The sequence below is a fragment of the Streptomyces cyanogenus genome, from assembly GCF_017526105.1.
Lineage (GTDB): Bacteria > Actinomycetota > Actinomycetes > Streptomycetales > Streptomycetaceae > Streptomyces > Streptomyces cyanogenus.
This window is the reverse complement of the sequence record NZ_CP071839.1, coordinates 730,552-743,361: the sequence shown is the minus strand read 5'-3', so window position 1 is coordinate 743,361 and position 12,810 is coordinate 730,552. Positions and strand designations below refer to the sequence as shown.

The window sequence follows — 12,810 nt, the reverse complement described above, 5'->3', positions numbered from 1 at the left end:
CTCGACGCCCCCGCTGTCGACGGGATTTCGACGGGCTCACGAGGGCGTGCGTCACGGGGGTGTGCGTCACGAGGGGTGCGTCACGGGGGCGTGCGGAGCGTCCCGTGGCGGTTGCGGTGACCGCGCGCCGATCTTGTGCCCCGCACCCGGCTTCCCCCGGTCCTGCGGCTTCGGGCGTTCGGCGAGCGGGGCGACGGCGGGGTGGCTAGCGTGAGGTAGCGGGACACACCAGCTGACCGAGAGGGCTTCGATCATGGCCGTGCAACCCGAGGGAACGCCCTGTTGGGCCGATGCGATGTTCAGCGACGTCGAGGGAGCCAAGCGGTTCTACGGTGACGTCCTCGGCTGGACCTTCGGCGAGTCGTCGTCGGAGTACGGCAACTACACACAGGCCTACACGGACGGCAAGGCCGTCGCCGCCGTCGTCCCGCCGATGCCCGGACAGGAGGGCCAGTCGCAGTGGTGCCTCTACTTCGCCTCACCGGACGCCGCGGCCACCGCGGAGAAGATCCGGCAGAACGGCGGCGAGGTGCTGATGGAGCCGATGCGGGTCGGCGAGTTCGGCACCATGTGCCTGGCCCGGGAGCCCAGCGGGGCCGTGTTCGGCGTGTGGCAGGCGGGCACCCACGAGGGCTTCGAGACGACGGCCACGCCCGGCGCCTACTGCTGGGCCGAGGTCTTCACCAGGGAGCCGGACCAGGCCGACGCCTTCCTCTCGGCCGTCTTCCCGTACCGGATGAAGGAGATCGAGGACGACGCGGTCGACTTCCGGATGTTCGACGTCGGCGAGGACACCGTGCTCGGCCGGATGCGGATGACGGACGACTTCCCGCCCGAGGTGCCGTCGTACATCAATGTCTACTTCGCCGTCGACGACTGCGACGCCGCCGTCGACCGGGCCGTCAAGCTCGGCGGGATCCTCCGCTTCGGGCCGATGAGCAGCCCCTTCGGCCGGTTCGCGGCGCTGAGCGACCCGCAGGGCGCGAACTTCTCGGTGATCGACATCACGACCACCGAGGGCGAGATGCCGAAGGTCAAGGACGTCTGACCGGACCTGGAACGGCTCTGCCTGCGGCCATGGCATGATCGAGGACATGCGTGAACGTGTGGTGGCCGCGTGCGACGGGGCTTCGAAGGGAAACCCCGGACCGGCCGGATGGGCGTGGGTGGTCTCGGACGGCGACGAGCGGACCCCCGCGCGCTGGGCGGCGGGCCCGCTCGGCCGGGCCACCAACAACGTCGCCGAGCTGACGGCCCTGGAGCAGTTGCTCGCGGCCGTGGATCCGGACGTGCCGCTGGAGATCCGGATGGACTCCCAGTACGCGATGAAGGCCGTCACCACCTGGCTGCCCGGCTGGAAGCGCAACGGCTGGAAGACCGCCGCCGGCAAGCCCGTCGCCAACCAGGACCTGGTGGTCCGCATCGACGAGCTCCTCGGCGGCCGGTCCGTCGAGTTCCGCTACGTGGCCGCCCACCAGGTCGACGGCGACCCGCTGAACGACTTCGCCGACCGCGCCGCCAGCCAGGCGGCCTCCGTCCAGGAGGCGGCCGGCAGCGCGCTCGGCTCGCCGGAGCCCCCGCCGTCGCCCGACACCCCGAAGGCGGCCGGGGCCCCGCGCGCGAGGGCGCCCCGCCGCACCGGCGGGACCGCGTCCTCCCGCACCGGCGGGGCCGCGTCCGCCCGCACCATCAAGGCGAAGTTCCCCGGCCGCTGCCTGTGCGGCCGGTCCTACGCGGCCGGCGAGAAGATCGCCAAGAACGCGCAGGGCTGGGGCCACCCGGAGTGCCGTACCGCCGAGGCCTGATCAGACGTCGAACGTGTAGTGCTTGGTGTGGTCCAGCAGGTCCGCCGGCCGCACGGTGTTCCACGGCTTCATGGTGTCGTTCAGGTCCACCACGTTCGGCGTGTTGCCCGCCGGCACATAGGCGGAGTCCGGGTGCCGGCGCTGCCACTCCGCCCACAGCTTGTCGATGTAGGCGTGGTGCAGCCAGAACACCGGGTCGTTCGGGGAGACACCGGTGGCCATCTGCCCGCCGACCCACACGTGCACTCTGTTGTGCAGGTTGACCCCGCGCCAGCCCTCCAGGTGGTTGCGGAAGCCGTCCGAGGAGCTGTTGTACGGCGCCATGTCGTACGTCGCCATCGACAGCACCGACTCCACCTCGGCGCGCGTGGGCAGCTCCCGCACGCTCGTGCCGAGCGAACGGCGCAGGAACGTACGGCCGTCGACCCGCACGTTGATCGGCCAGTTGCCCGTGGACGCGGCGAACGGGCCGTCCATCACCCGGCCGTCGGTGCTGCGACCGGTGCCGCCGAGGAAGTCCGGTGCCCACAGCGAGGCGCGCACCGTGCGGTCGGTGCTCCAGTCCCAGTAGGGCAGCGCCACCGAGGAGTCCACGGACTGCAGCGCCTGCTCGAAGTCGAGCAGGAACCGGCGGTGCCAGGGCAGGAAGGACGGGGAGCGGTGGCCGGTCCGCTCGCCGGTGTCGGTGTCCGACATGATGAACTCGTTGTGCGTGCGGACGAAGTCGTCGTAGCGCCCGCTGCGCTTGAGTTCGAGGACGGCGGCGACGAACCGCTTCTTCTCGTCGGCGGTGAGGGTGGCCTGGTTCTTGCGTACGGTCATGGTGCGCGGTGCTCCGGAAGTCCTTGTGGGGGCGGTCAGTTGGCGGGGAACGGCAGCAGCGGTGCGCCCTGCAGCTCGTCCACCGCGGCACGGGCGGCGGCGCGCGGGGTGGGCACCGGGTCGTAGTGGCTGACGACGCTGATCCAGGTGCCGTCGGCGTTCTGCATCAGGTGCAGCTGCACGCCGTCGACGAACACCGCGTAGCCGCCGCCGTGTTCGTGGTGGTGCCCGCCGCCGCTCGCCGGACGGCCCTGTATTCGGCGGCCCTTGTAGACCTCGTCGAAGGAGTCGGGGGTGGTGGGCGTGTGGTGGTGGCCGGCGGCCGACGCGGCGGGCGCGACGAGGGCGGCGGCCGAGGCCGTCGCGGCTACGGCGGCTGCCGCGGTGAGCGCGCGGCGCCGGGTGATGTCGGGCATGCGGGTCCTCCTGAAAGTGGTGCGGTGGTGACCATGCATGCCTATCCGGACGTTCCGGAGCGGAAGAAATCATCCGGAACCGGTTGGCTATGATCCGGACAATTAACCACATGTCCTACAGAGTTGAACTAAGATGATCTTGCTGCCGCGGTGGGCCGATCGACTCCGGAACGGGAAATTCCTTGCCGGGGCGCCCGGGTTTCCGATGATCCTTTCCGGCTGACGCCCGTCCGAGTGGCGCGGCTCACCACGCCAAACTGACGCGATCGGGAGGGCCGCGGTCCCTGCTACCCTCCGGTGCCGTCCGACCACGTCCGGTGACTGTCAGGGGTGTCGTGTGAAGGTCGTCTGCGTCGGAGGCGGGCCCGCGGGCCTGTACCTCGCCATCCTGCTCAAGCGTCAGGACCCGTCCCATGACATCACCGTCCACGAACGCAACCCCGAGGGTTCCACGTACGGCTGGGGAGTGACGTACTGGCGCGGACTTCTCGACAAGCTCCAGGAGCACGACCCGGAATCGGCGCGCGCGGTCGAGGAACACTCCGTCCGGTGGACCGACGGCGTCGCCCGCGTGGGCGACCTGACCACCCGGCACCGGGGCGACGAGGGCTTCGGGATCGGCCGGCACCGGCTGCTCGGCCTGCTCGCCGACCGGGCCCGCGCCCTCGGCGTCCGCCTGGAGTTCGAGAGCGAGCCGACGGAACCGCCCGCCGGCGCGGACCTCGTCGTCGCGGCCGACGGCGTGCACAGCGCCCTGCGCACCCGCGCGGCCGGCCACTTCGGCACCCGCGTCACGGCCGGCCGCAACCACTACATCTGGCTCGGCACCACCCAGGTCTTCGACGCCTTCACCTTCGCCTTCACCGAGACCGAGCACGGCTGGATCTGGGCCTACGGCTACGGCTACAGCGGCGACCACAGCACCTGCGTCGTCGAGTGCTCCCCGCAGACCTACACCGGCCTCGGCCTGGACCGGGCCGACGAGGGCGAGGGACTCGCCCTGCTGGGAAAGCTCTTCGCCGGCGTCCTCGACGGCCACCCCCTGATCGCCCGCTCCGGCGCCTCCTGGCAGACCTTCCGCACCCTCACCAACCGGACCTGGCACCACGGCAACGTGGTCCTGCTCGGCGACGCGGCCCACACCACCCACTACTCCATCGGCGCCGGCACCACCCTCGCCCTGGAGGACGCCATGTGCCTGGCCGGCGCCCTGCGCGCACACGCCGTGCCCGAGGCCCTCGCCGCCTACGAGCGCCGGCGCCGGACCGAACTGCTGTCCGTGCAGAGCGCGGCCCGCTACAGCGCCCAGTGGTACGAGAACCTGCCCCGCTACATCCACCTGCCCCCGCACCGGATGTTCGCCCTGCTCGGCCAGCGCCACTCGCCGCTGCTGCCCTACGTCCCGCCGCAGCTGTACTACGGCCTCGACAAGGCGGCCGGACAACTGGAGCCGCTGCGCAGGCTCAAGCGCTGGCTCGGCCCCCGCGCCGCCCGCGCCCTGCACGCCCGCTCCTCGGCCCGCCCGGACCAGTAGTGCTCGTACCTGGGGTGAGCTCGCCTGAACGCCGCAGCGGGGCACGTCGACGAGCACAAGCCGGGCGGTTGCGGAGCAGTCAGGGTGGTGACCGGTGCAGCCCTGGCCGCGGCGGCCGGAAGCCCTTCGACGGGGTTGCGGAGTCCGGCGGAACCCGTTCGGCGGAATTGATCCGGCCGCAACGGGTGTTCGGCCATCATGAGGGCATGGCCGGCATCGACGACAGGCTCTGGAACGAGGGCGTGAGCCCGTCGGACTTCTGCGACGGCACCGCCAAGTACCAGGCGACGATACTGGAGCAGTACAAGCTGTGCGTCGAGATGGCCGACCGGGTCAGTTCCCGGCGCAATCTCACCAACACCTTCTTCCTCACACTCAACACCGCGGTCGTCGGCGCCCTCGCCGCCGGGTCCGGCGCGGGCTGGCCGCGCTCCTCCGCGTGGGTCCTGGTGGCAGGGCTGCTGATCGTGCTCGCCCAGTGCCTGGCCTGGTACGTGATGGTGCGCTCCTACCGGCAGCTCAACGCGGCCAAGTACGCGGTGATCGGTGCCTTCGAGGCGAAACTCCCGGCCTACGCGTACTCGCGGGCGGAGTGGGGTGCGCTCGGCGAGGGCCGCGACTGGCGCACGTACATGCCGCTGACGCACGTGGAGCAGTGGGTGCCGGTCGTCTTCGCGCTGTCGTATCTCGTGGCCTTCGGAGCCGTGGTGACGAGGTGAGCCCACCGCCCAGCGGCAAGGACGGTTCCAGGGCCCGCGGTCGATAGGATCCCTCTGTCGAGGTGAAGGGGACGGTCCATGACAACCATCGCGGTGACCGGGCACATGGATCTGGCCGCGGACAGCGTCCCCGCGATCCGCGCCGCCCTGGACGGGCTGCTCCGGCGGTACGCCCGCGACGGCGCACTCGTCGGCGTCTCGTGCATCGCCGAGGGGTCCGACTCGGTGTTCGCCCAGTCCGTCCTGGCCAACGGCGGACGGCTGGTCGCGATCATCCCCTCCCGGGACTACCGCCGCACCGTGGTCGGCCCACGCCACGCGCCCCTGTTCGACCACCTCGTCGAAGCCGCCGACGAGGTCGTGGTCATGCCGCACGAGACGGCGGACCGTGCTGCCTACGACGCCGCGAACGCCGCCCTCCTGGAACACGCCGATCGTCTCGTGGCCGTCTGGAACGGGGAGCCGCCCAGCGGCCAGGGCGGAGGCACGGCGGACGTGGTCCTCCAGGCACGGGCACAGGGAATGCCCGTGGACGTGGTGTGGCCGGAAGAAGCCCGTCGGACCGGCTGACCGCGGGGTCCGGATCCAGTACTGCGACGGCGCTTCGCAGCGTTCCGTGGCGCGGGGGAGAACGTGGTGGGTAGTCTCGTACGGGACCTCACCGGGCGGAACCGGTGCAGTCGTTGCGTCCCGTCGGGGGAGGGGATGGCCCCATGTCCGGAACGAGGCAGCGCACTTTCCACGGGGAAACCGGAACGCGAGCCGTCGTCCTGCGGCTGTGGCGCAACATCGGCTGCTACGGGCTCTTCAACCTCGCGCTGCTGCTGTTCATCGGGGTGCTGGTCGCCGACGGCGGCCCCGTCGTACTGCCGTTACTGGTATTGACGCTCTTCACGGTCGGTGTGCTCAGGATGGTGTGGCTGGTGCGCTTCACCCTGCGCATCCGCATCAAGGAGATCGGTGACGTCGTACCGGACCTGGTCGCCTCCGGCACGCGGTTCTGCCTGATCCTGCGCCCGTTCGGGTCCGCCGGGCACATCATCGTGCGCAGCGGCAGGGGACGGCGGTCGCTGGCCCTGGGCGGGATGAAGGTCACCTCCACCATGGAGCAGGTGATCTCCCGGGCCTGGTCCGACGCGTACGCCTCGGAGGCCTACGCGGTGGTCGACCCCGGCCTCGCCCTGGCCCCCGGCGGTCTCGTCTACATGCGGGCCGAGCACACCGCGTGGAAGGAACCGGTCGGCCGGCTCATCGAGGCCGCACACTCGATCGTCCTGATCCTGCCGCCGCACCAGGAGATCCGCACGTCCACGTGGTGGGAGGTCCGCAAGATCATGGAACTCCAGCGCCTGGAGCGGCTCACCGTGGTCCTGCCCCCGTATGACGTGAAGGGAAGCGGGCACGCGCAGGCGAGAAGAGAGCTGTGCAAGCTCCTTGCGGTGGTGGAGGACCCGCTGTGCCTCGTCCACCTGGCCGAGGGCGCCGATCCCGTCGTCAACAGCGAACGTGTCGACTACTACGCGCGGAAACTGCTGCCGGACAAGACGCTGGGCGTACATTTCTTCAGGAATCAGGGCGGTGTCCTCCAGCACCGGGACGACGGACCCGTGATGTTCAGCTTCAGTACGGGGGTCGACAGCAAGTCCCTGATTCTGCGCAGGAAGAGCAAGGTCAGCGAATCCACGTATCGGCCGCTGCTGCTCGCGGCCTACCGGTCGGATGCGGAAGAACTGCCCCCCGAGAGGCATCGGACGACGAAACGCCGTACGACCGCGGACTGAACCCGAGTGGTCGACGGGCACCGTCAAGGCCATGGTGCTCACGCTGCAGCGCCTGCTCGCGGAGGGCTTGGGCGAAGGCCCCGGCCCAATAAGGAACATCAGCCGCCACCCAGTACCGCACCGTCGGAGACACGACCGTCAGCGCCATCGGTCTGGGCGCCACGCCACTGTCCATCGAGCACCGCCCGGACGAGAGGCGCGCCATCGCCACCGTCCACGCCGCCCTCGACGCCGGCGTCACGCTCATCGACCCGCCGACAGCTGTCACCGGCACGCCGGCGAGGCAGGCCACAACGAGCTGCTGATCGCCCGGGCGCTGGCCGGTACGGCGGCGACACCTCCGGTGTCCTGATCGCCACCAAGGGCGGTCGCGGCCGGCCCGGCGACGGGCCGAATCCTCCGCCAAGCGGCTGGGTGTCGACGCGATCGGCCCCGATCCTGGGCGCCGCACGAGCCGTCCTCCTGGAGTTCGCCGCCACGGTGGGTCGGGCAGGGCCTGTCCGAGCCGGTGCCGGGCCGCGCAGCGCAGGGGAGGGGACCAGCGCCGCAATGGCTGAAGGGTTTCGACACGGGTGATCGGTGCCGCGTCCGCGAGGGTGCCGGGCGCGTGAGCGTGGCACCGGTGGGTACCCGGGATCGCCGGGACCGAAGCGAGGAGGGATCATGGTCACACTGACGAAGTCCGCCGCGCAGGTGCCGCAGATGCCGCTGCGCGTCGGGAAGGCCGCGGCCAAGACCGCGAAAGCCGCACCCACCTGGTCACTGAGGATCACACGCTCCCTGGGCGCTGAGAACGCCGTCGACCTGCTCGTCCGCCAGCACCGGCAGATCAGGCTCGGATTCCTGAAGGCCGCGCTTCCCGGGCCGTGGCGCTCCCGCAACTTCCACCGGCTGATGCGGCTGCTCGCCGTGCACGAGGCTGCCGAGGAAGCGCATGTCCATCCCGTCGCGCGGCGCGCGCTGCAGCACGGTCGTGAGGTGGCGGCCCGGCGGCGTCACGAAGAGAAGGCGGCCAAGGACCTGCTGATCTCACTGTGGCGCACCGGCCCGGACGGCCCCGGCTATCTGCGTCGGCTGAACGAGGCCCGGCGAGTGATCACTCAGCACGCCGCCAGGGAGGAGCGCGAGGAGTTCACGGCGCTTCGGCGCGCCGTCAGCGTGCCGCGGCTGCGGATGCTGGGCGCCGAGGTCAAACTGACCCAGGCGTACGCGCCGACCCGGCCGCACCGTTGGGTCAACAACGAGGCCACGAACAAGCTGGCCGCACCGGTTCTCGGCCCTGTCGACCGGGCACTGGACGCCGTTCGGCGTCGTCGTTCCTGATCTCAGCCGCAAGGGCTTTCTGCGGCGCGCCCGCCGACCGTGTCCCGCGTGCTCGTGCTGTTCAAGGGGCGGGCGGCTGCGTAGAGGATTCGGCGAAGTCGAGGACCTTCACACCATGCGGCGAGCCGACCGCCGACGAGTAGCTTCTTTACGGCCCTCACCGCGGCCGTCATCGGCGCCGCCCCGCCCGGCACGGCCGGCTCCGTCGGCGGCCAGCTCAACGCCATCCGCCGGATCGGCGCCACTCTCGGCGTCGCCCTCATGGACACCGCCGACACGGGATGGTCACTGGTGCTGTCGGGCGGCCTCTGCGCCGTCGCCTCGTCGGAGACCGCGTCCGGCTACCGGGGGATGGGCAGGGAAAGCCGTATCGAGATCGATGGCGATTTGTCCGTCAGGCCCAGTAGGAGCCTGCTCCCACTCTCCCGTCGCCTCAGTCGATGAACCGCACGTATGGGTGGAGGGGCGAGGGGCCGTCCAGCAGCGGCTGGTGGCGGCCGCGCAGGTGCTGATCGAAGAAGGCGGTGAGGTAGGCCCGTCGGCTCATGGTGAACCGCGCCGGGTCGACCGTACCGACCATCCGGGACAGCAGCCCTTTCGGCAGCGTGAGCCGCTCGGCGAGGCCCGGCAGGACCGTCTGGTAGTCGGTGAACGAGTTGTGTTCGGCCGCCTCCGTCCACAGGTCGCGCTTCCAGCCGGTGGAGTTCCGCCACATCGCCCGCCAGGACGGGGAGTGCTCATGAGTGTGCGGCAGCCTGCCGGACGGTACCCCGAGCCACGCCCCCATCTGCAGGAACGGCCGGTCCAGCCCGGTGCGGGCGACCGGCAGCAGTAGTTCGGGGTCGGCCCAGTCGTAGCCGAGCGGCCCGTCGAGGTTGACCCCGGCGCGAATACGGCGGTCCACGCCCATCGCCTCGGCGGTCGTCATCCCGCCGAGCGAATGCCCGAACATGCCGATGCGCGCGAGGTCCAGGGCCTCCCCGAGACCGCGCGGCAGTGGCCGCTTCCCGGCGTCGGGGTTACCACCGTGTGCGAGCACGGCGAGCTGGTCGAGGACGAACGGGATGTCGGCAACCCGGACCTCCAGCGCTGCCCTGGACCGGTCGGCGTCCGCCTCGATGGCGCCGAGCGCGGGCGCGGGCTCGATGACGCGGCCGTCCGGGAACTCGACCGCGTGTGCCTCGTGGACGGGATCGACGGTGATCACCACATAGCCGTGGCTCGCCAACTCCTCCGCGGCGGTGGTGTCGAGCGTGCGCTCGTTGTACATGCCCGGCGAGTACAGCACCACGGGCACCCGCCCGGGCCTGGACACCGCGGCCACTCCTACGCGGGCGTGGGTACCGAATCCGGCCCAGTCGATGGCCCCCTCGCCGACCCCGAGGATCTTTGCCGCGCCCGCCCCGAAGACCGCGGCCACGCCCGCACGCATATAGGACGCCCCGGGGCCGTCCTTCGCCGTGGCGCGGTCGGCCGGGTACCAGACGCTCACCATGAGCTCCCGGAACTCCCCGGCCGCGTCGCCCGCCCACCAGGGGCCACGACGTGTCCGGTCCACCAGGTGCAGTTCGGTGATACCGAGCGGGTACGGTCCGGTGGGGCGGGGGAGTTCCAGCCGTACGGGCCAGGCGGGGGCCGTCACCGCGGCGGACGCGCGAGCAGCCGGCCCCAGGGCCGAGGTGGCGCCGAGGGCGGCCAAGGCGCCCGCGCGGCCCAGCAGTTGCCGCCGCGTCACGGATGCGGGCGAAGAACCAGAAGAGCCGGAGGGGCCGGAGGAGCCTGAGAAGCCGGATGAACCGGAAGCGCTTGCGAATCGCATGACGCGATCCTGGTCGCACCCCCGGCCCGGATCCATGGGGCCAGCCGGATGGTGTCCGGCGGCCGACCGATCTAGGAGGCGCGAAGTGGGCGGTCCCGGCTTCCTCTGCACCGGAAGGGGGCCGTGCTGTTCGTCTGCATCCGCCCGGCCTCATCCGAACGACGGGCCCCGTGCTGGCCCGCCCCCCGCCCGAGGAGGGCCGTACCCCTCGCGTTCGACCCCACCCGTCCGGGTGAAGAAATGTTGGTGAATACCCATTCACTCGATAAGGTGAATGGGAATTCACCTCGTCACCGTGCCGCCCGCAGGAGCGTCGATGGAGCAGTCAGCCCCCATACCCCCGCGGCCCCGGCTGCGTGACCGGCTCACCGTCCCGGTACTGGCGTCGGGCGGCATCCTCATGGCGGTCATGCAGACCGTGGTCGTCCCGCTCCTGCCGGACCTGCCCCGGCTCACCGGCGCGTCGGCCGCCACCGTCTCCTGGACGGTCACCGCGACCCTGCTCTCCGGCGCCGTCCTCACCCCCGTGCTCGGCCGGGCCGGCGACATGTACGGCAAGCGCCGGGTGCTCACCGCAGCGCTCGCCCTGATGACCGCAGGCTCCGTGATGTGCGCGCTCTCCTCCGACATCGGCGTGCTCATCGCCGCCCGCGCGCTTCAAGGCGCCGCCGCCTCCGTGGTCCCGCTCTCCATCAGCATCCTGCGCGACGAACTCCCGCCCGAGCGCCGCGGCTCGGCGGTGGCGCTGATGAGTTCCACCGTCGGCATCGGCGCCGCGCTCGGCCTGCCGCTCGCCGCGCTGGTCGTGCAGTACGCCGACTGGCACACCATGTTCTGGCTGACCAGCGCCCTCGGTGCGCTGGGCGTCGCGGCGACCTGGTGGGCGGTGCGGGAGTCGCCACTGCGCGAGCCCGGCCGCTTCGACGTCGCCGGCGCGCTCGGCCTCGCCGCCGGGCTGGTCTGCCTGCTGCTGGGCGTCTCCCAGGGCGGCACCTGGGGCTGGGGCAGCGCCCGGGTCCTCGCCCTGTTCCTCGCGTCCGCCGTCGTCCTCGCCCTGTGGTGCCGGCAGCAACTGCGCGCCGCACGGCCGCTGGTCGACCTGAGACTGGTCACCCGGCCGCGGGTGGGCCTGTCCCATGTGGCGGCCCTGCTGACCGGGTTCGCCTTCTACGCCAACTCGCTGGTCACCGCCCAGCTGGTGCAGGCGCCGAAGGCCACCGGGTACGGCCTCGGCCTGTCCATCGTCGCCACCGGTCTCTGCCTGCTGCCCGGCGGCGTCACCATGCTGCTGTTCTCCCCGCTGTCGGCCCGCATCTCGGCCGCTCGCGGACCGCGGATCACGCTCGCGCTGGGCGCCGCCGTCATCGCCTGCGGGTACGCGCTGCGCATCGCCGACAGCCGAGACCTGTGGATGATCATCCTCGGGGCGTCCGTGGTGGCGACCGGCACCACGCTCGCCTACTCCGCGCTGCCGACCCTGATCCTGCGCGCGGTCCCGGCCGCCCAGACCGCCTCCGCCAACGGCGTCAACGTGCTGATGCGCACCATCGGCCAGGCCGTCTCCAGCGCGGCCGTCGCCGCCGTCCTCGTCCACCACAGCAGCCCCCTGGGGGGTGCCCCCGTGCCCACCCTGCACGGCTACCTGCTCGCCTTCGCCCTGGCGGGCGCCGTCGCCCTCGCGGCCTGCGCGGCGGCCCTGTCCATCCCCGGCGACGGCCCCGCCGGCGGCACCCGGCGGGCCCGCGGTGCCACCCGGGGCGCCCGCGACGAGGCGATGGAGGGAGCATGAGGACCATGACCACGCCACCCGGCCCGGCGCCCGCCCCGGTACGCCGGGACGCCGAGGCCACCAAGGCCGCCATCCTGAAGGCCGCCCGCCACCTCCTGGCCCGGCACGCGCACGCCGACATCACCCTGAAGGCCGTCGCCGAGCGGGCCGGGGTCAGTCCGCCGCTGATCCTGAAGTACTTCGGCAACAAGGACGCCCTGTTCGCCCGCGTGATGTCCTTCGACACCGACGCCGACGACCTGCTGGACGCCCCGCTGGACGACCTCGGCCGGCACATGGTCCGGCACGTGGTGTCCAGCCAGCGCGAGCGGGGCGCCGACCCGCTGCTGCGCATCGCCTTCGCCCCGCTCCACGGCGACCACGGCGAGGTGCTCCGCGCCAACTTCCGCACCCAGGTGACCGAACGCCTCGCCGCCCGGCTCACCGGGCCCGACGCGGGCCTGCGCGCCGAACTCGCGGTCGCCGCCCTGGTCGGGCTCGGCGTGATGTACGGCATCGCCCGTGGCCCGCACCTGCGCGGCACCGACGCCGACGCCCTCGCCGACCGCTACGGGCCCGCCGTCCAGACCCAGCTCACGCCCGGGCGGTGAGTCACCGCAGCAGCCGGTCAGGAAGCCGGGCCCGGTGACCCGGGAGGCGGTCACGCCCGGGGCCGCCCGGACCGTGTCCACCGCCCGCACCGCGTCTGTCGTCCCTCCACCCACCGTCCGTCCCCGCGTCTCACCCGTCCGGGTCGGGCTCATCGGTGGAGCCGTGCATTCCGCGGGGCGCGGCGGAGCGGTACCGGATGACAGACTGACGC

At 71.9% G+C, this 12,810-nt stretch carries 12 protein-coding genes and 1 pseudogene; 10 read left to right on the top strand and 3 right to left on the bottom strand.

The window, feature by feature from the left end; all coding sequences use genetic code 11:
• The first annotated feature begins 253 nt into the window (after window positions 1-253).
• On the top strand, window positions 254-1,048 hold the full coding sequence (locus tag S1361_RS03265; protein ID WP_208030335.1) for a VOC family protein: 795 nt from the start codon (window positions 254-256) through the stop codon (window positions 1,046-1,048).
• Between the two features lie 34 nt (window positions 1,049-1,082).
• Window positions 1,083-1,805 (top strand): ribonuclease H family protein, encoded by a 723-nt coding sequence (locus S1361_RS03260; protein WP_208030334.1) that lies wholly within the window; start codon window positions 1,083-1,085, stop codon window positions 1,803-1,805.
• On the opposite strand, the gene melC2 is transcribed toward S1361_RS03260, so the two are convergent.
• Window positions 1,806-2,627 carry a tyrosinase MelC2 gene (gene melC2 / locus S1361_RS03255; protein ID WP_208030333.1) on the bottom strand — a complete coding sequence of 274 codons (822 nt, stop codon included), beginning with the start codon at window positions 2,625-2,627 and terminating at the stop codon, window positions 1,806-1,808.
• 35 nt (window positions 2,628-2,662) lie between these two features.
• Window positions 2,663-3,043 (bottom strand): apotyrosinase chaperone MelC1, encoded by a 381-nt coding sequence (melC1, locus tag S1361_RS03250; protein ID WP_208030332.1) that lies wholly within the window; start codon window positions 3,041-3,043, stop codon window positions 2,663-2,665.
• 337 nt (window positions 3,044-3,380) lie between these two features.
• Here melC1 and S1361_RS03245 point away from each other — a divergent pair, with 337 nt between their 5' ends.
• The 6 genes and pseudogenes from S1361_RS03245 to S1361_RS03225 all read left to right on the top strand — a co-directional run bounded on the left by S1361_RS03245 (window position 3,381) and on the right by S1361_RS03225 (window position 8,400).
• Window positions 3,381-4,577 (top strand): FAD-dependent monooxygenase, encoded by a 1,197-nt coding sequence (locus S1361_RS03245; protein ID WP_208030331.1) that lies wholly within the window; start codon window positions 3,381-3,383, stop codon window positions 4,575-4,577.
• Between the two features lie 206 nt (window positions 4,578-4,783).
• The gene (locus tag S1361_RS03240; RefSeq protein WP_208030330.1) at window positions 4,784-5,296 is read left to right on the top strand and encodes a RipA family octameric membrane protein; all 513 of its coding nucleotides are present in this window, start codon (window positions 4,784-4,786) and stop codon (window positions 5,294-5,296) included.
• 78 nt (window positions 5,297-5,374) lie between these two features.
• Complete coding sequence (locus S1361_RS03235) at window positions 5,375-5,866, top strand: hypothetical protein (RefSeq protein WP_208030329.1); 492 nt, start codon at window positions 5,375-5,377, stop codon at window positions 5,864-5,866.
• A 143-nt stretch (window positions 5,867-6,009) separates the two neighbouring features.
• On the top strand, window positions 6,010-7,077 hold the full coding sequence (locus tag S1361_RS03230; RefSeq protein WP_208030328.1) for a hypothetical protein: 1,068 nt from the start codon (window positions 6,010-6,012) through the stop codon (window positions 7,075-7,077).
• Window positions 7,078-7,223: 146 nt separating this feature from the next.
• Window positions 7,224-7,467, top strand: a pseudogene (locus S1361_RS38905) (aldo/keto reductase); the annotation flags it as partial.
• Window positions 7,468-7,740: 273 nt separating this feature from the next.
• Window positions 7,741-8,400 (top strand): hemerythrin domain-containing protein, encoded by a 660-nt coding sequence (locus S1361_RS03225; protein WP_243769056.1) that lies wholly within the window; start codon window positions 7,741-7,743, stop codon window positions 8,398-8,400.
• A 433-nt stretch (window positions 8,401-8,833) separates the two neighbouring features.
• Here the strand turns inward: S1361_RS03225 and S1361_RS03220 are convergent, their stop codons facing one another.
• Entirely contained in the window at window positions 8,834-10,135 is a 1,302-nt protein-coding gene (locus S1361_RS03220; protein WP_243769055.1) for an alpha/beta hydrolase family protein, read from the bottom strand.
• A 400-nt stretch (window positions 10,136-10,535) separates the two neighbouring features.
• Between S1361_RS03220 and S1361_RS03215 the strand changes: the two genes are divergently transcribed.
• Window positions 10,536-12,008, top strand: a complete 1,473-nt coding sequence (locus S1361_RS03215; protein WP_208030327.1) for an MFS transporter — start codon at window positions 10,536-10,538, stop codon at window positions 12,006-12,008.
• Entirely contained in the window at window positions 12,005-12,598 is a 594-nt protein-coding gene (locus S1361_RS03210; RefSeq protein ID WP_208030326.1) for a TetR/AcrR family transcriptional regulator, read from the top strand. The genes S1361_RS03215 and S1361_RS03210 overlap by 4 nt, the downstream gene beginning before the upstream one ends.
• The last annotated feature ends 212 nt before the right edge of the window (window positions 12,599-12,810 follow it).

Excerpts from the sequence above, each read along its gene's own strand:
- S1361_RS03265 (WP_208030335.1), top strand. The coding sequence starts at position 254 with ATGGCCGTGCAACCCGAGGGAACGCCCTGTTGGGCCGATGCGATGTTC.
- S1361_RS03260 (WP_208030334.1), top strand. The coding sequence starts at position 1,083 with ATGATCGAGGACATGCGTGAACGTGTGGTGGCCGCGTGCGACGGGGCT.
- melC2 (WP_208030333.1), bottom strand. The coding sequence starts at position 2,627 with ATGACCGTACGCAAGAACCAGGCCACCCTCACCGCCGACGAGAAGAAG.
- melC1 (WP_208030332.1), bottom strand. The coding sequence starts at position 3,043 with ATGCCCGACATCACCCGGCGCCGCGCGCTCACCGCGGCAGCCGCCGTA.
- S1361_RS03240 (WP_208030330.1), top strand. The coding sequence starts at position 4,784 with ATGGCCGGCATCGACGACAGGCTCTGGAACGAGGGCGTGAGCCCGTCG.
- S1361_RS03235 (WP_208030329.1), top strand. The coding sequence starts at position 5,375 with ATGACAACCATCGCGGTGACCGGGCACATGGATCTGGCCGCGGACAGC.
- S1361_RS03230 (WP_208030328.1), top strand. The coding sequence starts at position 6,010 with ATGTCCGGAACGAGGCAGCGCACTTTCCACGGGGAAACCGGAACGCGA.
- S1361_RS03225 (WP_243769056.1), top strand. The coding sequence starts at position 7,741 with ATGGTCACACTGACGAAGTCCGCCGCGCAGGTGCCGCAGATGCCGCTG.
- S1361_RS03215 (WP_208030327.1), top strand. The coding sequence starts at position 10,536 with ATGGAGCAGTCAGCCCCCATACCCCCGCGGCCCCGGCTGCGTGACCGG.
- S1361_RS03210 (WP_208030326.1), top strand. The coding sequence starts at position 12,005 with ATGAGGACCATGACCACGCCACCCGGCCCGGCGCCCGCCCCGGTACGC.